Source organism: Zoogloea sp. GDB6, assembly GCF_056724105.1.
The window spans coordinates 3,324,360-3,349,964 of sequence record NZ_CM161497.1 but is presented as its reverse complement, the minus strand read 5'-3'; the positions used below and the strand labels follow the sequence as shown (position 1 = coordinate 3,349,964).

Below are 25,605 nucleotides of genomic sequence, written 5' to 3'. Positions count from 1 at the left end.
TTGTTGTGTGAATGGCCACCGGCCGGTTTCCGGCGCAGTTGGCGACACGAGCTGCCTTGCCTGGGGCGTGGCTGTTGTCGTGTCGGAGACAATCTATGACCGATGGGCCAGGGTTTTCTTGTCGATCCTTGGCGAAATTTTGAATAAAACGGGAAAGGCGCTAATCGTCGGTGGGCGGGCCTGGCCTGCGGCGGGGGGATCGGGTCTTGGCGGCGTCCGAACGCAGTGCGGCCTCGAAGGCATGGCGGGCCCACTGGGCGGCTTCGTGGATGTCCTCAAGCACTGATTCAGGTGCCTGGTAGTAGGAGAGGCCGACGGTCTTGCCGTTGCGAACGTACTGGAACTGGCCCAGGCCGAGAGCTTCGAAGTCCGCTGCGCTTTGCGCATCGGCCTTGAGGTACAAGACTTCGTCATGAACGAGGCCGAACATGAGTCCGTCGTGGAAAACGCCGTAGCCTGAGAACATCCGTTTGAGATTGACCGGCCCGAAGAGCCTGAAGACGTCCGACAGGTGTTGTGCGAATTCTTTGCTCATGGTCTGGCCTGTATGGGGATAGCGGATGTTCTCATCATTCCGCCGCCTCGCCCATTCCAGAATGGTTGTGGATCTGTTTGATTTTCAAATAAAAGTTTGAAATTGATTTGTTTTTCTTTTAATCCTATTCCTCTTTTGAATGCACCAGTGTTGAGAATTTGCGCCTATTCTTGAACCAAGTTGGTGCGAATTTTCGCGTATATGGCGTTATTCATTATGTACGGTTGAGTCTATATAGCGCTATTTCCTATCATTCCCTCGTGATGTGCATTTTTCATGCACGCCTGATATGCACTGGGCACTACCTGTCGAAAGAGGTTCCGCCTGTTTCAGTCTGCTCACGCAGGGAAATTGCGGTTTCGATACGGGTGCGGCAGTGGATCGATACGATGAAAGGACTTACATGACCAACACGACGGCGGAGCTCGAAGAGCTCCTCATGCAGCGTTCGCTGACCGACGCGCAGCTTCTGGCGGCGGCGGACCAGGCGCCGGAATTCCGTATCCTGCCGGATGCCACAGTGATCAAGATCGGCGGCCAGAGCGTCATCGACCGCGGTCGTTCCGCGGTCTATCCGCTGGTGGAAGAGATCGTGGCGGCGCGCAAGGCGCACAAGCTGCTGATCGGCACTGGCGCGGGGACCCGTGCGCGGCATCTGTACTCGATCGCCGCGGGCCTCAACCTGCCGGCTGGCGTGCTGGCGCAGCTCGGCGCGTCGGTAGCCGACCAGAACGCCGCGATGCTGGGCCAGTTGCTGGCCCAGCACGGTATTTCCATGGTCGATAGCGCCGGCATGTCGGCGGTGCCGCTGTTCCTGGCCGAGGTGCATGGCGTCGTCTTCAGCGGCATGCCGCCGTACAAGCTGTGGATCCGTCCGGGGGCCGAGGGCGTGATTCCGCCTTACCGTACCGATGCGGGCTGTTTCCTGGTGGCCGAGCAGTTCGGTTGCAAGTCGATGATCTACGTGAAGGATGAGGACGGCCTGTACACCGCCAATCCGAAGACGTCGAAGGACGCCAAGTTCATTCCGAAGATCTCGGTCGATGAGATGAAGGCGGCCGGGCTGCATGATTCGATCCTCGAGTTCCCGGTGCTCGACCTGCTGAAGGACGCCCGCTACGTCCGCCAGGTGCAGGTTGTGAACGGCCTCGTCCCCGGCAATCTGACCCGCGCGCTCGCAGGCGAGCACGTCGGCACCCTCATCACCGCGAGCTGAGAACCACTGCCATGGCTGAAACTACCAATACCATCAAGCACGTTGCCTCGCCGCTGGCGCGTCAGACCCTTCTCGACGGCGATCTCGTCCGTCCCGTCGCGGGTGTTCGCCCGATCCGCCTGCTGCCCTGGCTGCAGGTCGTCAAGATCGGCGGCCGCGCGATCATGGACCGCGGCGCCGAGGCGATCCTGCCGATCGTCGACGAGCTGCGCAAGGTGCTGCCCGAACATCGCCTGCTGATCCTCACCGGCGCCGGCATCCGCGCCCGCCACCTGTACGGCGTGGGCCTCGATCTGGGTCTGCCTGTCGGTTCCCTGGCGCCGCTGGCGGCCAGCGAGGCGGGCCAGAACGGCCATATCCTGGCGTCGCTGTTGGCGCCGGAAGGGGTGTCCTACGTGGAGCATCCGACCATCGCGAGCCAGCTGGCGATCCACCTTGCCGCCGCCCGCGCGGTGGTGGGCAGCGCGTTCCCTCCGTATCACCACCACGAGTTCCCGGGTTCGCGCATTCCGGTGCACCGCGCCGACACCGGCGCCTTCCTGCTGGCCGACGCGCTCGGCGCGGCGGGGCTGACCATCGTGGAGGACGTGGATGGCGTCTACACCGCAGACCCGAACGGCGCCGCCGGAGCAAAGGCCGAACTGCTGCGCGAGACGAACGCTACCGAACTTGCCAAGCAGGAAACCCTGCCTTTCGACCGTGCGCTGCTCGACGTGATGGCCAACGCCCGCCATCTGGAGCGCGTGCAGGTCGTCAATGGCCTGGTGCCGGGCCGCATCACCGCCGCGCTGCGCGGCGAGCACGTGGGGACCATCGTCCACACCGGCCTGCGTCCGCTGTGAGCGCAGCCCTGTAGAGGTATTAAGGCGCCCCCTCCAGCCTGGTGCTGGAGGGGGCGCCTTTGTTTTCAGCGGTCGATCGGCACGAGGATGACCGGTACGTCGGCCTTCATCGTCACCTTGTGGGCGACGGAGCCGAGGATGAGCTCGCCGATGGCGCTGTGGCCGCGGGAACCCATGACGATCATGTCGGCCAGCACGTGCTTGGCCATGTCGAGGATGCAGCGGGCCGGATCGCCCTCGACGGCGCGGATGCTGGTCAGTACGTTGGCCACGTCCATTTCCGGATGGGCTTCGGTGAAGACCTCGATGCGCTGGCGCAGCAAGTCCTCGTCCTTGCTCTGGCCGGCGGCGCGCATGGCGTCGAATTTCTCTTCGGACATGAATTCCATATAGGGCAGGCCGGTGGCCGGCAGCGACACGGTCATCGCGTGCAGCCTGGCGTCGAATTTGGCCGCCAGCCCGACCGCGTGGCGGAAGACGGCCGGGGAGCGCGGGGTCAGGTCCGATGCGTAGAGGATCGATTTGATCTGGTAAGCCATGTCTGCCTCCTGGATGTTTGTTGTGTGCGCCCGAGTCTAGGGGCTTGGCGGCGCGGCGGTGTCGTCGGAAGCTGATGTGCACTATTAGCGTTGGGATATGTCCGGATATGGACTTGCGCTGGGCGGGGCACTGCGCGTCATCGAATGGCATCGAATCTGCTTGATGGCGACATGCAGGGGGCAAAGCCTCTGTTTTTGTCGCAAATCTTCCATGGAGACCCGCATCGTGCCCACATTGGCCGAGAACACGACACACATCGATCTGGCGATTGCCAAGCCCAAGGGCCTGAGCCTGACGCAACTGGGGGTGCCGCTGCTGGAGGGCACGGTGATCAAGAAGGGCAAGCTGCCCGAGTTTCTGCAGTTGTTCGAGGACGGCACCGCCGGGCGCCGTTACCAGAACATCCGCATCACGGCCGCCAAGGCACTGGAAGGGGCGGTCGAGACGGCTCGTGTGATCGTGCAGTTCGAAGTCTTCGGTGACGAGAACGTGCCGGTGGCCGACAACAGCGGCTTCGGCGTCACCCTGTGTGCCGCCGGCGAGACGGTGCTTGAGCTGCCGCAGACGGCGGCCTTCCTGCCCTACGCGGCGTGCTGGTACGAGAACCAGTTTTTCTACGAGGTGCCGCCGGCCTTGTTCGACAGCGTGGACGGGCTGCGTTTCACGCTTAAGGCGGATCAGGTCCGGCCGCTCTGAGCGACGCGGGGGCGGGCCGGTAGTGACGCGGCCCGACCGTGATTTACTGGCGTGGGCCGATACGCACGGCCAGTGCGTCGGCACTGGCGCCGATGTCCTGCACGCGCTGGCGCATCAGCGCCAGCATCTCCCACAGCAGCTGTTCCGGCGCCGCCTCGACGACGCCTTCGCCGATCAGCCAGCAGGCCAGCGTGCCTTCGTCGCGCCCCAGGGCCCGGGCGGTTTCCCGCTGCCAGTCGCTGCCGTAGAGCTTGCGGGCGCAGTCGCGGAACAGTTTGCGGGCCTGCTCGTCGGTGAGCTGGCCAGGGGCTCCGTCGGGGTCGGCTTCTGGTGCGCAGGGCGTGTCCTGCATGGCTTCGGCCAGGCGGCTGAGTTCGGGCAGTACCGAGCGGACCAGCTCCAGCCCGCTCAGCGGCACGATCCAGCAGCGTTGCCGGGCGCTCCAGCGGGCCTTGGGCACCCAGCGCAGCAGGCGCTCTATCGTGTCGGTGTATTCCGCCTTGACGATGATGGCCTCGTCCGTGGCATAGACCCAGGGGTTCGCTGGCAGGGGATGGCTGGTCAGGCGGGCGAGGGCTTCGTCCTTGCTTAACATTGTTGTTGCTCCGTTCTCTTGTTCGGGGATGAATCGATCAGAAGCGGATAGCAACGAGAATGCCAGCGCGGCCGAGAAGCCCGTCGCGCCTAGTCCGGCGAAGGTACCAGGCTCGCCTGCGGCCGCGCTTGCCGCCATTTCTGCAGGACCTGGTAGAAGTCGGCGGGGTTGAAGGGCTTGCTGAGGTAGTCGTCCATGCCGGCGTCCAGGCAGCGCTGCCGGTCTTCGGCGAAGGCATTGGCGGTGAGCGCCACGATGGGCGTACGCCGGTGCAGGGCGGATTTGCGCAGTGCCCGTGCGGTGCTCGGCCCGTCCATATTGGGCATCTGCATGTCCATCAGGATCAGGTCGTAGCGGGTGTCGCGGGCCATATCCAAGGCGATGAGGCCGTCGTCGGCGACGTCCACATGGATGCCTACATCGAGCAGCAGCTCGCGAGTGATCTCCTGGTTCACGAGGTCGTCTTCGACCAGCAGGACGCGTGCCCCGTCGAGGGGGTTGGTGGCCGGTGTTTCCTGGACATGCGGATGTTGCTGTGCGTGGCGCTGCGGGGTGGGGCCGCTGCTGGCCTGCGCGCGGGCCAGGTTCAGGGAGAAGGAGAAGCAGCTGCCCGCGCCCACCTTGCTGCTGACTTGCAATTGCCCGCCCATCAGCTGGATCAGCTGCTGGGTGATCGACAGGCCGAGGCCAGAGCCGCCGTATTTGCGCGTGGTCGACCCATCGGCCTGCTCGAAGGGAGAGAACAGGCGGGGAAGCTGGTCGGCGGCGATGCCGATGCCGCTGTCCACAACCTTGAAGCCCACCTGCACGTCCGCTGGCGTCTGCGCCTCGACCGCGATGGACAGGTGCACGGCGCCGTGTTCGGTGAATTTGATCCCATTGCCGATCAGGTTGATCAGCACCTGTTGCAGGCGCAGTGGGTCGAAGATCAAGATCAGCCCGTCGAGCTCCGGCGCGATGGACAGCTCGAAATGCAGGTCCTTTTCCGCGGCCTTGTCGGTGAGCACGTTTTCGACGGTGTGCAGGACGCTGGCCAGGTCGCCGGGCGTGGTGTCGAGAGTCAGGCGTTCGGCCTCGATCCGGGACAGGTCGAGGATGTCATTGAGCAGGCCGAGCAGATGCTTGGCGGCGCTGGAGATCCGATCGACCCGGTGACGCTGCACCGGGCTGAGATTGCTGTGCGCGAGCATGTGGGAAAAGCCGATGATGGCGTTCATCGGTGTGCGGATTTCGTGGCTCATGTTGCTCAGGAAGGTGCTCTTGGCACGGCTGGCTGTTTCGGCGGCTTCTTTGGCGATGGACAGTGCCGTGGTGCGCTCGGCGACGAGCTCTTCCAGGTGTTCGCGGTGGCGGGCCAGTTCGGCATCGCGCTGCACCTCCTCTGCGATGTCCTCGACCAGCGACCAGATGTAGCGGGCGCCATCGGCGCTCTTGATGGTGACGCCGTTGAGCCGGATGGCGGCCAGGCTGCCGTCTTTGCGCCGGTATTCCTTTTCGTAGGGGCCGTAATGGCCGGTACGTTCGAGGGATTCCAGCTGTTGCATTTCTGCCGCCTGATACTTGGTGGGCGTCAGCTCCCAGTAATCGATGGTCTTCAGCTCGGATTCCGAATAGCCGCAGATTCTCCGGAAGGATTCGTTGAACTCGATGAAGTGGCCTTCCATGTCGGTCAAGGCGATGCCGACCGGTGACATGGTGAACAAGCCGCGCAGCTTTTCGTCGGTTTCCGCCACGCGCTCCTGGGCTTGATGCCGTTCGATGGCTGCGCCGATCCAGCGGCTGAGGAGCAGCATGAACTCCTCGTCCCGCCCATCGAATTCCCGCGAGTAGGGCGATGGGGCGCTGAAATTCACCGTTCCGTAGAGGCGGCCGGCCACGTAGACGGGCGAGCCGATGTAGGCCTCAAGCTTGAAGCGCTGGTAACAGGGATGTTTGGCGTAGGCCGAGTTGCCCATGTGGGTGATGGTCAGAACGCCTTCGCCGCGGGCCAGGGTGATCGCGCAGTAGGTGTCGGCGTAGGGGAACTCTTGACCATCTTGCAGCGTATCGGGCGGGGAGACCTGGGAGACCACCTTGTAGGTTTCACCGCTGATCCGGCTGATGATGCCGATGTCGAGCCCGAACTGGGTGACGCCGATGCGCAGCACGGCCCGTAGTTCGTCCTCGAGGGCGTCGTAGTGAAGGACGCCGAGTTCGTTGAGGGCCCTCAGGCCGGCCAGCTGGCGCTGCCGTGCCTGGTCGTTGGCACGTTGCTCGTTGATGTCTTCCAGGATCCAGATGCTGTCGTGTTCGGAAGGGGCGCCCACCAGCGGCCGGCCGGACAGCCGGATCCACAGCGGCGCACCGCTCCGGTGCCGCATGCGGAGTTCCAGCGTGTGCTGCAGCCCATTGGCCAGGGCGAGGTAGGACGCGTCGCCGAGCGTGGCATGGTCGTCGTCGTTCAGGTAGAAGCGCCGCGTCGGCTGGTTTTCCATCTCGCTGCGCGTATAGCCGAAGATCTCGCCCATCTTCCGGTTGGCCCACAGGACCTTGCGATCCTTGATCAGGGAAATGCCGACGCCGGCGTTGTCGAGGATGTCGGCCAGCTCTTCGTGGCGGACAGTGGCGTTGAGCAGATCGATGTTCATGCGCTGTTCGCGCCGCTCCACCTCGATCAGGCTGGTGTGCATGTCATGGAGCTCGCGTACGAACGTCCTGGGGGCAGGAACGGCCTCGCCGCGCTGGAGCGCACGCGGAGCCTCGGCGAGCGCCGCGATCTGCCGGGTCAGCGCGCGGGCCAGCCACAAGGCGCCAAGGCCGGCCACGGCAGCGCAGCCGAGGCCGGCCAGCAGAAGGTTGCGCAGGGGGGTATAGAACGTGGCGTTGAAAGCGTCCACCGGGGCGCCGACGATGACGCGCCAGCCCCAGTCCGACACGTAGGTGAGCGAGGTGTTGACCCGTACGCCGTCGAGGGTGGAGCTCTGGAAAATGCCCCGCTTGCCCTGGTTCAAGGCTTCTTGCACGGTTGTGGAGATCTTCTTGCCGATGAACTCGTCCGGCGCCCGCGAGCGGGCCAGCACGAGGCCTTGCTCGTCGACGATGACGCCGGTCCAGTCGCCGGGAAAACGCTGGTCGAACAGGAGCCTGTTGAAGGACTCGGCTGAGAGATTCATGCGCAGGGCGTAAGCCGGCTGGCCCTGCAGTATGACCGGTACGCTGAGCGCGGTCTCGAAGCGGCCGGAGGCCGGGTTGCGTAGCGCGCCAGACACGACCGGCCGGCCGGTCGAGAAGACGCGCTTCATGTCGCCTGGGTCTTCTACCGGCGGGGTCCGGCTGCCGAAAGGCTCGGAGGTGGAGAAGAGGGGCCGGCCATCCGCGGCGAACAAGGCAATCGACACGGCGTCCGGGTTCAGGTCCAGCACCCGCCGTGCGTGCTCGTAAATGCCTTTCAGGTCTCGGCTCTGCGCCGAGGCGGAGGTGGCGATGCCATTGAGTTGCCCGAGGGCCATCTTGAGGCGCTCGTTGGCGGCGCTGGCGGCGGCTTCGGTGCGCTGCTGCAGCCCGACTTCCATGGCCGCATGCCGGGCCGTGTCGATCTCGGAGACCGTGTAGGCGGAGAACAGAAAGAAGGGGATCACGCCGAGGGAGGCCAGCACGAGCAGCCAGGCCCGCATGCCGAGGCGGGGAAAGCGAAGTCTAGACATGGTTGTCGGTGCGGCGGTTCATTCGGAGCGCAAGCTGTTGCGGGCTATCGGTTTTGGATTGCAGCGCTGCGTCAGGCTACTGCCAGCAGGCTGGTGAAGCGGAACGTGGAGCCGGCGCCGGGCTGGCTGTTCACCACAATTTCACCGTTCATCAGATGGATGAGCTTCCGACTCAGCGCCAGTCCGAGGCCGGTGCCGCCGTATCGGCGGGTGGATGAGCCGTCGCCCTGTTCGAAGAGAGAGAACAGCCGTGCCTGCTCGGCCTGGGGGATGCCGATCCCCATGTCCTGCACATCGCAGCGCAGGGTCAGCATGTCCGCTGTCTCCCGCTCGCTGTCGAAGCGGATGCCCACGTTGCCCTGGGCGGAAAACTTGACGGCATTGTCGGCGAGGTTGAGGACGACCTGGGTCAGGCGCGGTGCGTCGCCGATCAGCGTCCGCGTGGCGAGGGCCGGCGCAATGTTGATGCAGAAGGTGAGTCCTTGACGTTCCGCTGCGGGACGGACGACGCGATCCACCTCCCGGCAGATGTCGGCCAGCGTGAATGGCTGGTGTTCGAGCACGATGCGTTCGGCCTCGATATCCGCGATGTCGATCAGATCGTTGATCAGCGACAGCAGGCGCCGGGACGAAATGCGCGCCTTGCCCAGGTATTCCTGCACCTTGGGGTCGTCGCTTCTTTTCATCGCGATGTCGGTCATGCCCATGATCCCGTTGAGTGGCGTGCGCAGTTCGTGGCTGACGTTGGCGATGAACATGTTCTTGGCCCGATGGGCGCTCTCCGCGGCTTCCTTGGCGATGCGCAGGGCCATGGTGCGTTCATTGACAAGGGATTCGAGGTATTCCTGCTGCTCGGCTATGGCCAGTTCGGCGCGCTTCTTGTCGGTGATGTCCATCAGGGCGCCACACAGCGCTTCGCCGCCGCCTTCGCCGTAGACAACGCGGTCGGCGAGCTCCCGGTGCCAGCGCACCTCGCCGGATGGCAGGATGAAGCGGTATTCGGCGTTGAGAGGAGCGTGTCCATTCTTGCAGGCGATCTCGGCGGCGAGCAGCGGAGCCCGGTCGTCCGGATGCACGCGGGCGTAGAAGGCTTCCGGATTGACGTAGCGCTCGTCCTTGGGGAAGCCGCGAAGCTCGAAAACCTTGTCCGACCAGAACCACTTGTCGCTGGTGGACTCCCAGCGATAGAGGCCGATGTTGGAGACGCGCAGGGCTTTTTCGTACCAGTTGCTGAGTTGCTGCAGGCGTGCGAGTTCGGCGGTGGACGCTGTCGACTGGATTGGGGGGCCGGGTTGGTGCTCGATTGAAGCGTTCATGGTCTGTTGTCGGTTCTTGCTGGTCTGACCAGGCTTCGTATTATCACCATGTTGGCAGTGACTCTTGTCATTTACATCACGGCTTTCATTCGATCTTTAGAGATTGGTGCCGGTGATCTGCTGCAGGATGTGTCGCCTTTGCCACAGTGCCGCCATCGTCACGGCGATGGTGCAAGAATGCCGTTGTAGACAACGGGAGGAGCAAGCCATGAGTCACAAGCATCGTAACGTGCTGGAAGCGATCTTTCGCGATCCGCTCAGCAGCAATATCCAGTGGCGTGAAGTGGAATCCCTGTTGAATCACTTGGGGGCCGCCGTCGAGCCGAATCACGGCGCGCGCTTCCGCATCGTGCTCAACCGGCATGAGTTCTTCATCCATCATCCGCACCACGGCAACGAGTTCACCAAGCAGGAGGTCAAGCACTTGCGCGAGGCGCTGGCCGGCGCGGGGGTCACGCTGTCGGCCTACGATGAACTGGAGCGCAAAGCCTGAGCCGATCGTCGCGTGGCCGCGCCGGCTCACTCGTAGAGCAGGAAGGCGGCTCGGCGGACGAGATAGGCCGAGAGTGCATCCTGCCCGGCCGCCGCGATGGCTGACGGGGGTGTGTCGGCGCGGATCGCGTCGAGGCTGGCGCGGTTGCCCAGGTTGCCGAGGATCCTCTCCAGCGTGAAATGGTTGGGGTAGAGGCGGTGCAGGCTCGCCGCGAGGGCGATGCCGAGGGTCGGCGTGTCGATGGCATCCCGGTCGTCGATGAGGATGCGCACGCCCTGACAGGTTTCGCCGGCATAGGGGCCCGCCACCGGTTGGAAGCGGGTGGCTCTGAAGTGCACGCCGGCCAGTTGCAGGGTGTTCAGTTCGGTTGCCAGTTGGGAGCCGTCGATCCACGGTGCGCCAACTATCTCGAAGGGCGTCGGCGTGCCGCGGCCGACGGAGACTTCCGCGCCCTCGACGATGCCGACACCGGGATACAGCAGCGTGGCGGCGAGGTTCGTCAGGTTGGGCGAAGGTGGCAGCCAGGGCAGGCCGGTTTCGTCGTACCACATGCTGCGGCGGTAGCCCTGCATGGGGACGACCTGCAGTTGCACATCCACCTTGGCTTCGGCCTGGAACAGGCGCGCGAATTCGCCGAGGGTCAGGCCGTGGCGTACCGGTAGCGGCCAGTAGCCGGTGAAGCCGCGTCGATCCGCGTCGAGCAGCGGGCCCTGTACCCGGTCGGCGCGCAGCGGGTTGGGGCGGTCCAGTACGATGATGCGCAGGCGCTGTGCGGCGGCGGCTTCCATCAGGTAGGCGAGGGTGCTGGCGTAGGTGTAGAAGCGGGTGCCGGCGTCCTGAAGGTCCACTACGACGGCGTCGAGGCCGTCGAGCATGGCCGCCGTCGGCCGCCGGTCGTTGCCGTACAGGCTGCGCACTGGCAGGCCGCTGAGGCTGTCGCTGTCGTCGCCGATGCGGCCCTCCCGGTTGGCGGCGAGTCCGTGTTCGGGGCTGAACAGGGTGACCAGCGTGACGCCCGGCGCGTGGGCCAGCACGTCGATGTCGCGCCGGCCGCCTGAATCCACGCCGCTGCGGTTGGTCAGCAGACCGATGTGCAGGCCGCGTAGCGGCGCGAAGGCGTCCGCTTCGAGCACGTCGATGCCGGTTCTTACCGGCTGCGGGACGGCCTTCGGTATGTAAGGCGCCACGCGTTCGGACAGTTCGGGGTAGGCTGCCGCGATGCGTTCGGCCGGCAGCGCCGGCAGTGATGACGCGACGGCATCGACGATACGGGCCCGTAGCGGTGCGGCATCGCCGCCGCCATTGGGATGCACGCGATTGCTGAGGATCACGATATAGACGCCAGACAGCGGATCGATCCACAGCCCGGTGCCGGTATAGCCCAGGTGGTTGATGGCACCGAAGGGCGGCAGTGCCGCCCGGTTGGCGGCGAGCGGTGCCTGCGGCTGCCAGCCCAGGCTGCGTGGCGGGGCGGCAGGGTAGGTCTGCGGCAGGAATAGGTTGCGGACCGAGGCCGGCTTCAGCAGGGCGGGGTTGTTGTCGAGGACGGCGCGGGCCAAGCGCGCGAGATCGTCGGCACTGCCGAAGAGACCGGCATTGCCGGCCACGCCGCCGAGGCGGGCGGCGAGGGGATCGTGCACGACGCCGCGGCGCGGGCCGCCGCCGTTCCAGGTGGTTGGCGCGATGCGTGGTAGTTGTACGGCCGGTGGCAGGAAGCCGGTGTCCTGCATGTCCAGTGGCTGGAACAGCCGACGCCGGCAGTATTCGTCGAGGGGCAGGCCGGAAACCCGCCGGACGAGTTCGCCGAGCACGATGAAATTGAGGTCGCTGTACAGCGGGTCACCGCCGGCGTGCCGCTGTGCCTTGATTGACGCGATGCGGCTCAGCACTTCGCCGGGCGGGGTGCCCGGGCGTACGTCCATGCCGGCCGGCAGCCCTGAGGTGTGGGCCAGTAGCTGGCGGACCGTGATCGCGTCCTTGCCCTGGGCGGCGAACGAGGGCCAGTAGCGGGCCACTGGTGCGTCGAGGGCGAGCAGGCCCTGTTCGACGAGTTGCAGCACGGCTGGCGTGGTGGCGACGGCCTTGGTCAGGGAGGCCAGGTCGAAGATCGTGTCGACGCTCATCGGCTCGGGTGTCGGCACCACGGCACGTTGCCCAAAGGCGCGCCGATAGACGACTGCATTGCCTTCGCCAATGAGTACGACCGCGCCTGGGATATGTCCGGCAGCGATTTCCGCCTCGACGATGGGCGTGATGGCGGCGTCGAGACGGGCTTCGTCGAGCCGGCCGGCGGCGATGGCATTGGCATTGAGCGACAGGAGCACGGCAAGCAGCAGCCATAGCTGTCCGAGTTGGCCTCCACGCTTCGGGCATGGCTGGCTCCGTCGGCAATCGGGACGCAAGGCGGTGTTCATTTCTTGCCGAGTCCATCCGCCGTGTAGGCGTTGCGCGGGTTCCACAGCATCCAGCCGTTGGTGCCGATCTTTTCGGTGGCTTCGATCTGGCTGCGGATCTCCGGGCCGCCGAAGGCGCGGTGGTCGAAGGCGTAGTCGCGGAAACCCTGGATCCACGGGCGCAGGCGCAGCGGTGAGATGCCGCTGCGCTCCATGCCGTGCTTGAGGGTGAGGAAGACGATCTCGTTCGGGTTGGCCACTGGGTTGGTATAGCCCGGAATGCCGAATTTGAAGCCGGAGGGGTAGAGCATGGGAGCAAGGTAGTCGAGGCGGCTTGCCAGCACGTCGAGCTTCTGGCCGATGAAGGTGTCGTTGGTGTTCCAGAACACGTAGCCGAAGATGTCGGCGCTGAGGAAGACGTTGTACGGGAGCAGGCGGCTGCGTGCCGTCGCCAGAAAACCGGATATGGCGGCGACGCGGTTTTCCTCGGTGTTGGCGACGGAGAAGGTGAGGCCTGGCGAATCGGGGAAGCGCACGTAATCGAACTGGATTTCGTCGAAGCCGAGTCGTGCCGCCTCCACGGCCAGGTCGAGACTGTAATTCCAGGCTTCCTGTCGGGATGGATCGATCCACGCTAGCTCCTCCCGGTCATGGAAGAGGCCACCGGCGGTTGTTTTGACAGCCCATTCGGGGTGGGCATTGGCCAGTGGGGAGTCCTTGAAGACCACGATGCGTGCGATCAGGTAGATGTTCTTTGCCTTCAGCTGGGCAATCAGCTTGCCCATGTCTCCAACAGTGGTGATCTTCCGCGCACCGATGCTCTCTGCGGTGACGACGGTGGTGGGATAGGGTACGCCGCCCAGGTCGCCTTTCACGTCGATGACCAGCGCGTTGAGTTCGGTGTGTTCGATGAGTTCGAGGGCGGCTTCGCGCAGGCCCTGGTGGCCGATGCCCCAGAAGGACAGGTACAGCGCTTTCGGGCGGATGGCGGCGAGGCGCATCGTCGGTGCGGATTCGCCGTCGGGGGGCATGACCGCTGCGCGGCGGTAGCCGATGGCGCGGGCCGCGACGGTGGCGCAGCTGCCCGGGAAGGCGTAGCGGCCGTCGCCGCCGGTGGTCAGCACGTCCTTGCCGCGGGTGACCAGTGCGCCAGCCAGCGGTTTGCCGCTGGTGGCGTCGATGACCAGGCCCGTGCAGCCCTGGACTGCCGTGGCGACGAGCAGCAGCACAAGGAAGACGAATATGTACTTGGCCGCACTCGTCATGGCAGTGCTCCGGCAGCGGAGCGTTCTCCTGCCTGCAGACTGTGGATCAGTCCGCTGACGCCGCGTCCGTCCACGATCAGGTAGCGGGGCAGGGCGAAGGGTGAATCGTGGGGCGTGGCGTGGCGTTCGCCAAGGGTGAAGGCAGCACGGTAGCCGACGGTCTTGGCCGCCGCTTCCAGCTCGGCGTCGTGAATACCGAAGGGCCAGGCGAGGTAGTCGGCGTCGACGCCGAGCCGATGCCGCAGCACCTGGCGGGGTTTTTCAAGTTGGTCGTGGACAAAACGTCGGTAGGCGTCGGTGTCCAGGCGTCGCCGTTCGATGCGCAAGTCCGGGTGCCAGTAAGTGTGCGACTGGATACTTACGCTTCCGGTGGCAAGCAGTTCCTGTAGCTGTGCCCAGCTCATCGCGTAGCTGGCATTGGATATGGCAGATGGGTAGATGAACAGTGTCACCGGCAGCTTCTCGCGGCGGATGATCGGCAGCAGATCGCTGTAAACCGTGCGGTGTCCGTCGTCGACGGTGATTGCTACCGCCTTGGGTGGCAAGGGCACATGGCCGGCGAGGCCGTCCACGACGGTGGCGAGGGGGACGATGGTGTAGCCGGCGCGATGAAGTTCCGCCAGTTGGGCGACGAAGACATCAGTGCGGGTCGTCATGCTGTCGGCCACCTGCGGGCCGAAGCGGTGATAGACGAGGATGGCCGCGGATGGTGTGGCCTGACTGAGGTTGGAGGCGATGAGGGCAAGCACCACACCCACCGCCTGCAGCAGCAGGCGGGCGATCGGGAAAAAAGTGCTTGCGCGGCCAGCCATCTGACGCATCGCAGCTCCCTTTGGTGCTGCCGTGATGCTTCGGTTTCCTAAGGTGGATGGACGGCGGCGATCCGACTGGGGATGACCACCGTCCGCTTCGATTCATGCGCTGTGACGCATGCCTCCTTTTTCACCATAGCCCTTGCGGGGCGCGGGGCACAGGAGGATTGCCGCCGCCGTGATGAACGGCACGGACTAGACGATCAGCACACCCGCCGTCTTCAGTGCGATGAACAGTACGGCGCCGATCAGCAGGTTCTTGAAGCTCACGTAGCAGATCATGTCCATCACTGTTGCGCGGCGGTACAGGCGGCCCCACCAGGGGCCTTCCTTCACGTAGGGCTTGGCGTCGAGGCGGACCAGCACCTCGAAGACGCTCCAGCCGAACCACCAGCCGATGATGGCGCCGGCCTCCAGGCGGCCGAGGGCGGCCATCACCCAGGCCAGCGTGGCGGCGATGGCCAGCGCGAAGCCGGCGCCCTGGATCGCTTTGCGGGCCGGCTGGCCCTTGCCGGCCCACGGCCACAGGTGGTCGCGGAGTTCGGCGACGAGCCAGGACAGGCCGTGGGCTTCGCCATAGGCGGGCTGGCGCAGTTCGTTGCGGTCGGCGATGGTCATGCCGTGGCTCCTTTCTTCTGCGCTTCGGCTGGCACTTGGTGGATGGGGATGAAGTAGCCCTTGCCGTTGATGGGGGTGAGCGGCTGGCCGGCCTTGGTGCGGCGCTTGCGCTCCTGGGCCAGCGGCGGGCAGGCGTGGTCGTCGTAGTAGAGCACCATGCAGTCGAGGCACAGCATGCATTCGCGCTGGTCGATGTTGCCCTTGGCGTCGATGGCCTGGGAGCCGCAGCCCTTGGCGCAGGCCTTGCACGAGGTGCATTCGTCTTTGCGCTTGAGGCCGAACCAGCGGAAGGTGGTCGGCATCGCCAGGGAGGCGCCGAGGGGGCACAGGTACTTGCAGAACGGCCGCTCGATGAAGATCGACAGGCCCAGCAGGCCGGCCGCGAACAGGCTGTAGGGCCAGCTGCGGTTGGTGATGCCGACCAGGAAGGTGGTCTTGAAGGGTTCCACCTCGGCCAGCTTCTCGGCCAGGCCCATGCTGAAGAAGGACACCGCCAGCAGGCCGAAGAAGACCACGTACTTCACCCACTTGAGTTTGTCGTGCAAGGGCTTGGGCAGCTGGAACTGGAAGCGCTTGAGACCGACCAGCCGGCCGAGGCGGAACAGCAGTTCCGACAGGGAGCCGAAGGGGCATAGCCAGCCGCAGAAGAAGCCGCGCCCCCAGATGAAGACGGTGGTGATGATGAAAACCCAGAACACGAAGATCAGCGGGTCGGACAGGAACAGCTCCCACTTCCACTGGAACAGCAGGCTGTGGAACCAGGTGAGCACCTGGGTGATGGACGGCTGGGCCATGGCCGAGAAGCCGACGAAGCCGATGGAAATCACCCAGCCGGTGTACTTGAAGGCATTGACCGGCCAGCGGCGCTGGCGGTTGGCGCGCCGCACCAGCTTGTCGCGGCTGGCGTAGGCAGCGGAGATGGCGAGCAGGAAGACGATGAAGCCGGCGATCTCGAAGGCGCGTTCCTTCCATACCTTGAGCCAGGTCGGGTCGGGCTTGACTACGACCGGACGGCCGCCTTCCAGATACTTGTCGGCCAGCCAGTATTCCTTGTCGAAGTTGGCGAAGGTCTTGGTGGCGGTTTCCTTGTCTATCTTGTTGCCGAGGAAAACGAGCTTCCACGGGTAGGCGGCGGAGAAGCCTTTGCCGCGGATGATGAAGATCGCCGATTCGCTGAAGGCCGGTGCGCCGGTGGCGGAGACGCTCCACAGGTTCACGTAGTCCAGATCGCGGAAGGTGAAGCTGTCCTTGTCCTGGCGTACCTGCACGCGGTCGTAGATGCCGCCGCGCACGAAGCCGGAACCCTTGAAGGAATCCATGCCCGCCGGTTTGATGATGAAGATGGCGTGCTCGCCTTCCTTCAGGCGGCTCATCAGGCTGGCGTAGCCGTCCTTGCCGAGGACGGCCTGGCCGACGGTGGGTTGGTTGAGGTAGCCGAACCAGAGGTCCATGTAGGGGCCGTCACCCTTGAGACCGACCTCCTCGGGCTTGACGGTGAGATGCTGGACGCTGCCGTCCTCCACCAGTTCGGCCCAGCTCGGGATCGTCGTGGCGGCCGGAAACTTGGCTTGCGGGCGGATCACCGGCTTGAGGATGCCGACCTGTTTGGCGACTTCGGTGCCGGAGGTCATCATCACCTGGTTCTGCGAGATGACGGTGACGGTGGCGCCGGTGATCGCGTCGAGGCCGATGAGGTTCTCGTCGGGGCGCGACTTGCCGATCTCGATGTTGTCGCCGACGAACTTGCCCAGATACTGGTTGTTGAACTTGATCAGCGAGGATTCGGGAATACCGAGCAGCAGGATCGGTTCGGAGTGCTTGAGGATCTTCACGCCGACGAACTTGCCGGTGGTGTCCATGCCGATCAGCGTCACCACTGGCTTGCCGGAGTAGGCCGGGGTGTCGGTGATGTCGGTGGACAGCATCACGTAGCCGAGCAGTTTCTTCTGGCCGCCGTCGTCCTTGTAGGCTTCGACGAAGGGGGGCTGGCCTTTGCGTTCCGAGAAGCTGGTGGCGCCGGGCATGACTTCAGTGCACGGTGCGTAGTCGCACATTTTCGGCGACGTGCTCAGTTCGGGGGGGAGCTTGACCTCGTAGGTGTTGGCATGAGCCGCGCTGGCGAGGACGAGTCCGGCCAGGGCGGGGAGGAGGCGGCGCAGGGCGCGCAGGGCGAACATCGGTGACTCCGATCGATCAGGATGTCGACAGATTGTGAGGATGTGTGGCGGCCGACGCCTTAAGCTGAGTCAATTTGCCGCAGTACCTTGTCTGGCGTCGCCTTGCGTGCCGACCGCAGGCACAAAAAAAAGGGAGACGCGGACGTCTCCCCAAATTACTTCGTCGATAAGGAACGGGTTGCCGAACGGGCTTACTTCTCTACGATCATCCGGCTACGCATTTCGAGGTGCAAAGCGTGGCAGAAGTTCGTGCAATAACACCAATAGACGCCCGGCTTGTCGGCCTTGAAGGTGACGGACTTGGTTTCCTGCGGGTTCACGATGAAGTTGATGTCGTACTTCGGAATCGCGAAACCGTGGGTCAAGTCTTCGACCTTGTCCAGGTTGGTGAGGATGATGGTGACTTCGTCGCCCTTCTTGACGGTGAACTCAGGCAGGCTGAAGGCCGGCGCCTGGGACACCATCTTGACCGTGACCTTGTTCCCCTTGCGCTCGACGCCGGACTCCTTCGGGTCCTTGATCGCGTTGGGGAAGTCGTCCAGGTTGTAGACCTGACGGGTCTTGATCAGCTCGCGCTTGACGATGATGGAGTCGTGGGGCTCGGAATACACGGCGTGGTCGGCTACCACCTTCATCTTGTCGCCGCTGATGTCGATGAGCTGGGCAGTTTCGGGGTGCAGCGGGCCGACGGGCAGGAAGCGATCCTTGGAGAACTTGTTGTCGGACAGGAAATACTTGCCGTCCGGCGCCTTGGTCTCGCCCATCGAAGTGAAGCCGTGGCCGGGCTGGTATTGCACGTCCACGCGGTCGAGCACGACCTTGGCATTCTTGTCGCCCTTGAAGGACTGGATGGCCGCTTCCACGTTCCACTTCACGATCTGGCTGTCGAGGAACAGCGTGGTGTAGGCGTTGCCCTTGTTGTCGAAGCCGGTGTGCAGGGGGCCGAGGCCGATTTCCGGTTCGCCGACGACAGCATCGCGCGGGTCCTTCAAGTCGCCGTCGAACCATTTCAGCACGAGGTCGAGCTGGATCACGCTGGCGGTCGGGGACAGCTTGCCGGAACACACGAAGTACTTGCCGTCCGGGCTGGCGTTGACGCCGTGGGGGTTCTTCGGGATCGGCACGTAGCAGGTAAGGGCCGTCTTCGGGTCCTGGTTGGCGGCCTTTGTGCCGTCCACCACGGGCACCTTTGAGCTGCCGTAGGTCTTGGTCTTGCCGGCCTTGACAGCCTCTTCGATACGGGCGACGTTGAAGAACAGGCAGGCATCACGCTCGGAGGACATCATGTCCTGGTAGTGGGCGCCCATTTCGGTGTTGTACTGGTTGGTGGCGGCCAGCTTGCCGTCGAAAGAGGTAGCCACCAAGTCACAGTTGCCGTCGATCAGCACTTGCCAGCGCACTTCCATGGATTCGGAATCCACGCAGGTGAACAAGGAGTGGTACTTGGTCGGGTCGTTCATGTCGTTGCCGTCATTGGGCAACGGAATGGAGAACTCGGAACCGCAGAACACGCGGGTGGTGTGGTTGATCTTCTCGTCCACCGGGTCGCGCTTGTCCGGGAAGGTGCCGTGGAAGCCCTGGACGTTCGGCAGCTCGGTGATCTTGTCCGTTTCCATCGTATCCATGCGGATACGGGCCAAGCGGCCGTGGATCTTGTCGTTCACGAACATGTATTTGCCGTCGTACATCCCATCCACATAAGACTGGTGAACGTGGTGGGTGTCGCCGGTGTGGTACTTGAGGCTGCCGTCCGGCTTGGTGCCGATGATGGCCTTGGATTCGTTGGTGATGCCCCAGCCGACCAGGCAGTCCATGTTGAAGACCGGGATGCGCTTGAACAGGCGGCCGGAGGGCATGCCGTAGATGCGCACTTCGCCGGAGTGGCCGCCGCTGGAGAAGGAATAGTATTCGTCGAGCTGGCCGGGGGGCACTTCGTACTTGCCGTATTCACCTGCGCCGTGGGCGGCCGGTGCAGCAGCCGGCGCACCGGCGGCAGGGGCGGCGGCTTCCTGCTTGCAGGCGGACAAGCCGACGGACAGGCCGGCTCCAGCCAGGCCGGCGAGGGCGGCAGAGTTCAGGAACCTGCGGCGAGCCGGAACGGGGCTGGCGTCGTCGTGCTTGATGTCTTCGATACTCATTGTAGATGGTCTCCGTATGTCCCTAAGCTGAGTGCGAGCGGGCCGCGCAATGCGGGCTGCATTTCCAGACCAGGCGGGGAGGGGCGCCGGTGATGGCGCTCTGCCCCTGCGGCAATCTGTCGCAGCGCACTGTAGGGGGGCGGACACGGAAAAAAATTGACGGCGGGCAAGAATCGCCCAATAGCTTTGAAGAAAGCGCCGAAAACCCCGAAATCTATTTAAGCGTATTAGAACTTACTGAAATAAAAGCGGAATTTCCGGAACATTGGGCGTCTCGGGCACGCAGGCAAGAGCGTCAGCTGCGTGTGGTTGTCCCGGCTTGCAGCAGCACGAGTAGCGCGCCGTCACCGCCATCGTGGGGGCGGGCCTGGCAGAAGGCGAGGATGTCTTCCCGCTGGGCCAGCCAGCCGCGGGACAGATGCTTGAGGACCGGGATGCGGCCCGGGGAACCGTGGCCCTTGCCGTGGATCACCCGCAGGCAGCGGCGGCCCTGCAGCACGGCTTGGGCGATGAAATGGGAGAGGGCAGCGCGAGCTTCGTCGCGGGTCAGGCCGTGCAGATCCAGTTCGCCCTGTACCACCCAGCGCCCGCGGCGCAGGTCGGTGAGGACCCGGCGCGGCATGCCGACGCGCAGGTAAGCGGCTTCGTCGCCCATGTCGAGGCGGTCCTCGAAGCTCAGCGGGGTTTCCAGCGCTTCGCGCAGGACTTCCCGCTCATCTTCTTCTCGCTTGCGCGGCAGGGGGGCGGGTGTCGGCTTGGTCACCGCAGCGAGGTTCTTGTCCTTCAGTGGAGCGACCTTGCCGGCGATGTGGCGGAACAGTTCTGCAGGGTCGTTCAGTGTGCGCTCGTCGACGGCGGCTGCGGGGGCCTCCCAGCTCTCGAGGGCGCGGACCTGGGGATTGGCCTGCTGGCGCTGGCCGCTCAGGTCAACGCGGTTGAAGTCCTTGATCGGGGCGATGTCGCCGAGGGCCGCGCGGAACACTGCGGACGGATCATTTTCGTCGACGCGCCGGGGCCGGCGCGGCGTTTCCGGCTCCGGCTCGATGATCTGCGGGCGGGGCCGCGGGACGGGCTTGGGCTTGCTGATCTCGGCCCGGTCCTGGCCGCGCACGGCTTGCAGCACGCCGACCTGCTTGCGGAAGAAGGTCGCGTCGTCTTCGGGGGGAGGCTCCGTTGCCGTTGGGCGTGCCGGCGCCGCCACGGGACGTGCGATGATCGTCTTCAGCGTGCTGTTCGGTACCTGGTGCCGGATAGCCTTGAGGGCGTCGAGTCCGGCGGGGCGCTTGTCCTTGGCCATGGTGGTGAAATGCGGGATCCAAATGGAAACGGACCGGGTTGCCCCGGTCCGTTAGGGGGCGTGCGGGCCGTCTTAGCCAGCCAGGCCCAGGCCGTCCAGGTAGCGCTCGGCATCGAGCGCAGCCATGCAACCGGTGCCGGCGCTGGTGACTGCCTGGCGGTAGATGTGGTCCTGCACGTCGCCAGCGGCGAACACACCCGGCACGCTGGTGGCGGTGGCGTTGCCCTCACGGCCGCCCTTGGTGACGATGTAGCCGTTCTCCATCTCGAGTTGGCCTTCGAAGATGTCGGTGTTGGGCTTGTGGCCGATGGCGATGAACACGCCCTTCAGTTCGACGTCACGGGTTTCACCGGTTTTCACGCTCTTGATGCGCATGCCGGTGACGCCGGTCTTGTCGCCGAGTACTTCGTCCAGCGTGGAGTCGAGGGCCAGCTCGATCTTGCCGGCGGCGACCTTCTCATGGACCTTGTCCACGAGGATGCGTTCGGCCTTGAACTTGTCGCGGCGATGCACGAGGGTGACCTTGCTGGCGATGTTGGCCAGGTATAGGGCTTCCTCGACGGCGGTGTTGCCACCGCCGACAACGGCGACTTCCTGGTTGCGGTAGAAGAAGCCATCACAGGTGGCGCAGGCCGACACGCCCTTGCCGGAGAACGCTTCCTCGGACGGCAGGCCCAGGTACTGGGCGCTGGCGCCGGTGGCGATGATCAGCGCGTCGCAGGTGTACTCACCCGCATCGCCGACCAGGCGGATCGGCTTTTCCGCCAGGTGGGTGGTGTGGATGTGGTCGAAGATCATCTCGGTGTTGAAGCGCAGCGCGTGCTTCTCGAAACGGGCCATCAGCTCCGGGCCCTGGACCCCATCCGCGTCGGCGGGCCAGTTATCCACTTCCGTGGTGGTCATCAGCTGGCCGCCTTGGGCAATACCGGTGATCAGCACAGGGTTCAGGTTGGCGCGGGCGGCATAGACGGCGGCACTGTAGCCAGCGGGGCCGGAGCCGAGGATCAGGAGCTTGATGTGTCGGGTAGCCATCTTCGTGGGTCTTTCTTGTCTGTGAGGCGAGGAAGACCGATTATAAGGCCCGAGGTTCCCGCACGCTTTGGGATTTGTAGAGGCGACGCGCCGTTTGGCATCACCGCCGCGCGTGATATGACGTCAGTTTGATTTATACTTAATTGCAGCAGTTGAACGACAATTTCATCACGTCGCCGAGAAATTAATCAGTGTCCCGCCGAGGAGAGGCCTTATGACCGTCACCAGCTCAGTGTCTACCATTGCCCTGAGGACCTTCCCGATCTTCCAGGGCCTGAGCGACGAGCGGCTGGCTACCGTGGCACGCGTGGCTATGATGCGGCGCGTAGCGCGGGGGGCTGCCGTCGTTCATGAGGGCGACCGTACCGATTTCGTGTATTTCGTGCTGACCGGCAACCTGAAGGTGATGGTCAGCGACGAAGACGGCCGCGAAGTGATCCTGACCATCCTGGGGCAAGGGGAAATGTTCGGCGAGATGGGCGTGCTGGACGACAGCCCCCGTTCCGCGTCGGTGGTGGCGGTGGCTCCGTCCGACCTGGTCACGATCGCCAAGTCCGACTTCAAGCGCCTGATGCAGGAGAATTTCGAGCTTTCCTGGCACGTCATGTGCAATCTCACCCGCCGTCTGCGTGATGCCGACCGCAAGATCGAGAGTCTGGCGCTGATGGATGTCTATGGCCGGGTGGCGCGCCTGCTCCTCGAAATGTCGGAGGAGATCGATGGCGTGAAGGTGGTGAAGAAGAAGATCTCCAAGCAGGACATCGCAAAAATGATCGGAGCCTCCCGGGAGATGGTCAGCCGGGTCATGAAGGATCTGGGGTTGCGCGGCCTGATCGAGGAGACCGACGGAGGCGTGATCCTGAGGGAGAAGATCTACGACTTGTGACTGGTCAGGAAATCCTTCCTTACGTATTCTCAAACGGACGGGGAAGGGACGACCAGAGACCCTGGTTTATAATCGAAGCGCGGTGACGAGCCGCGCTTTTGCTTTTTTGGTATCCGCTCCTGTAGTGCCCGACCCTCGCCGAACCATGTCAGAACTCCCCTCCACCCGCCCGCTTCCGCTGCCCGAAAAGATCGCCAGCTTGCTGCAGGAAGCCCGCTGGCTGTTCCTTGGCGTGCTGGCCCTGTATTTCTCGATGATCCTGTTCGGCTATTCCAAGGCCGACCCGGGTTGGTCCCATGCCGTGCAAGTCGAGCGCGTCATCAATCCGGGGGGGCGTTTCGGCGCCTGGCTGTCGGATTTGCTGCTCTACCTGTTCGGTGTGTCCGCTTGGTGGTGGGTGGCTTTCCTGGGTTTCGGCTTGGCGATCGGCTTCCGGCGCCTGAAGCTGATGTTCGGGGCCGACCGGCGTTCCCTGTTCATCGTCATCTTTGGTTTCCTGATGGTGTTGATCGCCAGCAGCGGGCTGGAAGCGATGCGCTTCCACTCGATCAGGGCGGCACTGCCTCTCGAGCCCGGTGGCGTGATCGGCATCGAGCTCGGCAATCTGGTGTTGCAATACCTGGGCTTCACTGGTGGAACGCTGTTGTTGCTCGGTACGATCGCGGGTGGCCTGAGCCTGTTCTCAGGGGTGAGCTGGGTCGAGGCTTCCGAACTGCTCGGCACCGGCCTGGAGCGGCTGTGGATCTTCGCCACCAACGGCTTCCAGACCTGGGAGGACCGCCGCGTTGGCCGTGAGGTGGCGCAGAAGCGCGAGGAGGTGGTCGAGGTCAAGCGCAAGAAGGAGGAGGTCGAGCCGCCGCCCCCGGTCCGTATCGAGCCGGCGGTGGTGAAGGTCGAGAAGTCGGAGCGGGTCGAGAAGGAGCGGCAGCCGCATCTCTTTACCGAACTGCCCGGTGGTACGTTGCCGCCGCTGTCCTTGCTCGATGAGCCGTCCCACGATGTGGAACCGCCTTCCGTCGAGACGCTGGAATTCACGTCCCGCCTGATCGAGCGCAAGCTGGCCGATTTCGGCGTCGAGGTGAAAGTGCTGGCGGCCTATCCTGGCCCGGTGATCACCCGTTTCGAGATTGAGCCGGCGGTCGGTGTAAAGGGTAGCCAGGTGGTCAATCTGGCCAAGGATCTGGCGCGGGCGCTCTCGCTGGTCAGCATCCGCGTCGTCGAGACGGTGCCGGGCAAGGCCTGCATGGCGCTGGAGCTGCCCAATCCGAAGCGCCAGACCGTGCGCCTGTCGGAAATCCTCGGCTCCCGCGCCTACCATGACATGACCTCGCCACTGACCGTCGCGCTGGGCAAGGACATCAGCGGCCAGCCGATGGTGGCTGACATCGCCAAGACGCCGCACCTGCTGGTGGCGGGTACCACTGGCTCCGGCAAGTCGGTGGGCATCAACGCAATGATCCTGTCGCTGCTCTACAAGTCCGAGCCAAGCGACGTGCGGCTGATCCTCGTCGATCCGAAGATGCTCGAACTGTCGATCTACGAGGGCATTCCCCATCTGCTGGCGCCGGTCGTCACCGACATGAAGCACGCCGCCAACGCGCTCAACTGGTGCGTGGCGGAGATGGAGAAGCGCTACAAGCTGATGTCGGCGGTCGGCGTGCGCAACCTGGCCGGCTACAACAAGGCGGTGGCCGAAGCCATCAAGGCCGGTGCGCCCCTGAAGAACCCGTTCTCGATCACGCCGGACAGTCCCGAGCCCCTGGAGAAGCTGCCCTACATCGTCGTGGTCATCGACGAACTTGCCGACCTGATGATGGTGGTCGGCAAGAAGATCGAAGAACTGATCGCCCGCCTGGCGCAGAAGGCCCGGGCGGCCGGCATCCACCTGATCCTCGCTACCCAGCGCCCCAGCGTGGACGTGATCACCGGCCTCATCAAGGCCAACATCCCGACCCGCATGGCCTTCCAGGTGTCCAGCAAGATCGACTCCCGCACCATCCTCGACCAGATGGGGGCGGAAAGCCTGCTGGGCATGGGCGACATGCTCTACCTGGCGCCGGGTACCGGCCTGCCGACCCGCGCCCACGGCGCTTTCGTTGCGGATGACGAAGTCCATAAGGTCGTCGAATTCCTCAAGACCACTGGGGCGCCGGACTACATCGAAGGCGTGCTGACGCCGTCCGAAGAAGAGGGCGGTGATCTGCTTGGTGGTGGCGAAGGTGGAGAGGGCAGCGAGGCCGATCCGCTCTACGACCAGGCAGTGGAGATCGTCGTCAAGACCCGCCGGCCGTCGATTTCCCTGGTCCAGCGCCACCTGCGCATTGGTTACAACCGCGCGGCACGCCTGATCGAACAGATGGAGCGCTCCGGCCTGGTTACGCCGATGGGCTCCAACGGCAACCGCGAAGTGGTTGCTCCAGCCCGCGAAGGAGAATGATGATTCGCCGTACCCACACCCTGCGTGCCCTCGGGCTTGCGTTGTTCATTGCTGCCGGTTCAGCCCACGCCGATGCGCTGGCTCAGTTGAAGCAGTTCATGGAAGGTACCCGCAGCGCGAAGGGCAGTTTCACCCAACAGGTCATGTCCAAGTCCGGCCGCAAGCCCCAACAGGCTGCCGGCACCTTCGCCTTCGCGCGCCCCGGCAAGTTCCGGTGGACCTACGAGAAGCCCTATGCCCAGTTGCTGGTGGGCGATGGCAGCAAGCTGTGGGCCTACGATCAGGAGCTCAACCAGGTCACCACCAAGAAGCTCGGCCAGGCCCTCGGCACGACGCCGGCGGCGATCCTGGCCGGCGACAACTCCCTCGACAAGAACTTCGTGCTGAAGGACGCCGGCAGCGCCGACGGCCTGGAGTGGGTCGAAGCGACGCCGAAGGCCAGCGACAGCAGCTTTGAGCGCATCCGCATGGGCTTTGCCGGCGGACAGCTGAAGGCCATGATCCTCAACGACAACTTCGGCCAGACCACGTCGCTGAACTTCGGTCACATGGAGCGCAACCCGGCGCTGGACGCCGGGTTGTTCCGCTTCGTGCCGCCGAAGGGTGCCGATCTGGTTGGCGAGTGAGTCCACAA

20 protein-coding genes are annotated in these 25,605 nt (G+C 64.4%); 7 read left to right on the top strand and 13 right to left on the bottom strand.

Annotated features, from left to right (window positions below; translation table 11 throughout):
• Positions 1-160: 160 nt before the first annotated feature.
• Positions 161-535 carry a TfoX/Sxy family protein gene (locus tag AC1PQG_RS15275; protein WP_481118674.1) on the bottom strand — a complete coding sequence of 125 codons (375 nt, stop codon included), beginning with the start codon at positions 533-535 and terminating at the stop codon, positions 161-163.
• A 403-nt stretch (positions 536-938) separates the two neighbouring features.
• Here AC1PQG_RS15275 and AC1PQG_RS15270 point away from each other — a divergent pair, with 403 nt between their 5' ends.
• Complete coding sequence (locus AC1PQG_RS15270) at positions 939-1,751, top strand: amino acid kinase family protein (protein WP_481118673.1); 813 nt, start codon at positions 939-941, stop codon at positions 1,749-1,751.
• 11 nt (positions 1,752-1,762) lie between these two features.
• On the top strand, positions 1,763-2,593 hold the full coding sequence (locus tag AC1PQG_RS15265; protein WP_481118672.1) for an amino acid kinase family protein: 831 nt from the start codon (positions 1,763-1,765) through the stop codon (positions 2,591-2,593).
• 65 nt (positions 2,594-2,658) lie between these two features.
• On the opposite strand, the gene AC1PQG_RS15260 is transcribed toward AC1PQG_RS15265, so the two are convergent.
• Entirely contained in the window at positions 2,659-3,132 is a 474-nt protein-coding gene (locus tag AC1PQG_RS15260) for a universal stress protein (RefSeq protein ID WP_481118671.1), read from the bottom strand.
• A 211-nt stretch (positions 3,133-3,343) separates the two neighbouring features.
• On the opposite strand from AC1PQG_RS15260, the gene AC1PQG_RS15255 reads away from it, so the two are divergent.
• Positions 3,344-3,829 carry a hypothetical protein gene (locus AC1PQG_RS15255; protein ID WP_481118670.1) on the top strand — a complete coding sequence of 162 codons (486 nt, stop codon included), beginning with the start codon at positions 3,344-3,346 and terminating at the stop codon, positions 3,827-3,829.
• A gap of 43 nt (positions 3,830-3,872) precedes the next feature.
• Here the strand turns inward: AC1PQG_RS15255 and AC1PQG_RS15250 are convergent, their stop codons facing one another.
• From AC1PQG_RS15250 to AC1PQG_RS15240, 3 genes are all read right to left on the bottom strand, one after another.
• Positions 3,873-4,424 carry a hypothetical protein gene (locus tag AC1PQG_RS15250; protein ID WP_481118669.1) on the bottom strand — a complete coding sequence of 184 codons (552 nt, stop codon included), beginning with the start codon at positions 4,422-4,424 and terminating at the stop codon, positions 3,873-3,875.
• Positions 4,425-4,513: 89 nt separating this feature from the next.
• Complete coding sequence (locus AC1PQG_RS15245; RefSeq protein WP_481118668.1) at positions 4,514-8,107, bottom strand: PAS domain S-box protein; 3,594 nt, start codon at positions 8,105-8,107, stop codon at positions 4,514-4,516.
• A gap of 71 nt (positions 8,108-8,178) precedes the next feature.
• Complete coding sequence (locus AC1PQG_RS15240) at positions 8,179-9,423, bottom strand: sensor histidine kinase (protein ID WP_481118667.1); 1,245 nt, start codon at positions 9,421-9,423, stop codon at positions 8,179-8,181.
• A 208-nt stretch (positions 9,424-9,631) separates the two neighbouring features.
• On the opposite strand from AC1PQG_RS15240, the gene AC1PQG_RS15235 reads away from it, so the two are divergent.
• Positions 9,632-9,916, top strand: coding sequence for a type II toxin-antitoxin system HicA family toxin (locus AC1PQG_RS15235; RefSeq protein ID WP_481118666.1), 285 nt, complete (start codon positions 9,632-9,634; stop codon positions 9,914-9,916).
• Between the two features lie 26 nt (positions 9,917-9,942).
• Here the strand turns inward: AC1PQG_RS15235 and AC1PQG_RS15230 are convergent, their stop codons facing one another.
• The 8 genes from AC1PQG_RS15230 to trxB form a co-directional block, all read right to left on the bottom strand.
• On the bottom strand, positions 9,943-12,330 hold the full coding sequence (locus AC1PQG_RS15230) for an exo-beta-N-acetylmuramidase NamZ domain-containing protein (RefSeq protein ID WP_481118665.1): 2,388 nt from the start codon (positions 12,328-12,330) through the stop codon (positions 9,943-9,945).
• A complete protein-coding gene (locus AC1PQG_RS15225; RefSeq protein WP_481118664.1) occupies positions 12,327-13,574 on the bottom strand; it encodes a putative glycoside hydrolase in 1,248 nt (415 codons plus the stop codon). Before AC1PQG_RS15225 ends, AC1PQG_RS15230 begins: the two co-directional genes overlap by 4 nt.
• On the bottom strand, positions 13,571-14,395 hold the full coding sequence (locus AC1PQG_RS15220) for a polysaccharide deacetylase family protein (protein ID WP_481118663.1): 825 nt from the start codon (positions 14,393-14,395) through the stop codon (positions 13,571-13,573). The genes AC1PQG_RS15225 and AC1PQG_RS15220 overlap by 4 nt, the downstream gene beginning before the upstream one ends.
• Positions 14,396-14,581: 186 nt before the next feature.
• Positions 14,582-15,004, bottom strand: a complete 423-nt coding sequence (locus tag AC1PQG_RS15215; protein ID WP_481118662.1) for a transcription regulator — start codon at positions 15,002-15,004, stop codon at positions 14,582-14,584.
• Positions 15,001-17,181, bottom strand: coding sequence for a 4Fe-4S binding protein (locus AC1PQG_RS15210; RefSeq protein WP_481118661.1), 2,181 nt, complete (start codon positions 17,179-17,181; stop codon positions 15,001-15,003). Before AC1PQG_RS15210 ends, AC1PQG_RS15215 begins: the two co-directional genes overlap by 4 nt.
• 191 nt (positions 17,182-17,372) lie before the next feature.
• Positions 17,373-19,319, bottom strand: a complete 1,947-nt coding sequence (gene nosZ, locus AC1PQG_RS15205; protein WP_481118660.1) for a TAT-dependent nitrous-oxide reductase — start codon at positions 19,317-19,319, stop codon at positions 17,373-17,375.
• Positions 19,320-19,614: 295 nt separating this feature from the next.
• Positions 19,615-20,616, bottom strand: a complete 1,002-nt coding sequence (locus tag AC1PQG_RS15200) for a Smr/MutS family protein (RefSeq protein ID WP_481118659.1) — start codon at positions 20,614-20,616, stop codon at positions 19,615-19,617.
• Positions 20,617-20,688: 72 nt separating this feature from the next.
• Positions 20,689-21,648 (bottom strand): thioredoxin-disulfide reductase, encoded by a 960-nt coding sequence (gene trxB / locus AC1PQG_RS15195; protein ID WP_481118658.1) that lies wholly within the window; start codon positions 21,646-21,648, stop codon positions 20,689-20,691.
• A 214-nt stretch (positions 21,649-21,862) separates the two neighbouring features.
• Between trxB and AC1PQG_RS15190 the strand changes: the two genes are divergently transcribed.
• From AC1PQG_RS15190 to lolA, 3 genes are all read left to right on the top strand, one after another.
• The gene (locus AC1PQG_RS15190; RefSeq protein ID WP_481113574.1) at positions 21,863-22,534 is read left to right on the top strand and encodes a Crp/Fnr family transcriptional regulator; all 672 of its coding nucleotides are present in this window, start codon (positions 21,863-21,865) and stop codon (positions 22,532-22,534) included.
• Between the two features lie 145 nt (positions 22,535-22,679).
• Positions 22,680-24,971, top strand: coding sequence for a DNA translocase FtsK (locus AC1PQG_RS15185; RefSeq protein WP_481118657.1), 2,292 nt, complete (start codon positions 22,680-22,682; stop codon positions 24,969-24,971).
• Positions 24,971-25,597 (top strand): outer membrane lipoprotein chaperone LolA, encoded by a 627-nt coding sequence (gene lolA / locus AC1PQG_RS15180; RefSeq protein ID WP_481118656.1) that lies wholly within the window; start codon positions 24,971-24,973, stop codon positions 25,595-25,597. Before AC1PQG_RS15185 ends, lolA begins: the two co-directional genes overlap by 1 nt.
• Positions 25,598-25,605: the final 8 nt, after the last annotated feature.

Excerpts from the sequence above, each read along its gene's own strand:
- nosZ (WP_481118660.1), bottom strand. The coding sequence starts at position 19,319 with ATGAGTATCGAAGACATCAAGCACGACGACGCCAGCCCCGTTCCGGCT.
- AC1PQG_RS15230 (WP_481118665.1), bottom strand. The coding sequence starts at position 12,330 with ATGAACACCGCCTTGCGTCCCGATTGCCGACGGAGCCAGCCATGCCCG.
- lolA (WP_481118656.1), top strand. The coding sequence starts at position 24,971 with ATGATTCGCCGTACCCACACCCTGCGTGCCCTCGGGCTTGCGTTGTTC.
- AC1PQG_RS15240 (WP_481118667.1), bottom strand. The coding sequence starts at position 9,423 with ATGAACGCTTCAATCGAGCACCAACCCGGCCCCCCAATCCAGTCGACA.
- AC1PQG_RS15235 (WP_481118666.1), top strand. The coding sequence starts at position 9,632 with ATGAGTCACAAGCATCGTAACGTGCTGGAAGCGATCTTTCGCGATCCG.
- AC1PQG_RS15275 (WP_481118674.1), bottom strand. The coding sequence starts at position 535 with ATGAGCAAAGAATTCGCACAACACCTGTCGGACGTCTTCAGGCTCTTC.
- AC1PQG_RS15255 (WP_481118670.1), top strand. The coding sequence starts at position 3,344 with ATGGAGACCCGCATCGTGCCCACATTGGCCGAGAACACGACACACATC.
- AC1PQG_RS15260 (WP_481118671.1), bottom strand. The coding sequence starts at position 3,132 with ATGGCTTACCAGATCAAATCGATCCTCTACGCATCGGACCTGACCCCG.
- AC1PQG_RS15270 (WP_481118673.1), top strand. The coding sequence starts at position 939 with ATGACCAACACGACGGCGGAGCTCGAAGAGCTCCTCATGCAGCGTTCG.
- AC1PQG_RS15250 (WP_481118669.1), bottom strand. The coding sequence starts at position 4,424 with ATGTTAAGCAAGGACGAAGCCCTCGCCCGCCTGACCAGCCATCCCCTG.
- AC1PQG_RS15215 (WP_481118662.1), bottom strand. The coding sequence starts at position 15,004 with ATGACCATCGCCGACCGCAACGAACTGCGCCAGCCCGCCTATGGCGAA.
- AC1PQG_RS15245 (WP_481118668.1), bottom strand. The coding sequence starts at position 8,107 with ATGTCTAGACTTCGCTTTCCCCGCCTCGGCATGCGGGCCTGGCTGCTC.
- AC1PQG_RS15210 (WP_481118661.1), bottom strand. The coding sequence starts at position 17,181 with ATGTTCGCCCTGCGCGCCCTGCGCCGCCTCCTCCCCGCCCTGGCCGGA.
- AC1PQG_RS15225 (WP_481118664.1), bottom strand. The coding sequence starts at position 13,574 with ATGACGAGTGCGGCCAAGTACATATTCGTCTTCCTTGTGCTGCTGCTC.
- AC1PQG_RS15190 (WP_481113574.1), top strand. The coding sequence starts at position 21,863 with ATGACCGTCACCAGCTCAGTGTCTACCATTGCCCTGAGGACCTTCCCG.
- AC1PQG_RS15265 (WP_481118672.1), top strand. The coding sequence starts at position 1,763 with ATGGCTGAAACTACCAATACCATCAAGCACGTTGCCTCGCCGCTGGCG.
- AC1PQG_RS15185 (WP_481118657.1), top strand. The coding sequence starts at position 22,680 with ATGTCAGAACTCCCCTCCACCCGCCCGCTTCCGCTGCCCGAAAAGATC.
- trxB (WP_481118658.1), bottom strand. The coding sequence starts at position 21,648 with ATGGCTACCCGACACATCAAGCTCCTGATCCTCGGCTCCGGCCCCGCT.
- AC1PQG_RS15200 (WP_481118659.1), bottom strand. The coding sequence starts at position 20,616 with ATGGCCAAGGACAAGCGCCCCGCCGGACTCGACGCCCTCAAGGCTATC.
- AC1PQG_RS15220 (WP_481118663.1), bottom strand. The coding sequence starts at position 14,395 with ATGCGTCAGATGGCTGGCCGCGCAAGCACTTTTTTCCCGATCGCCCGC.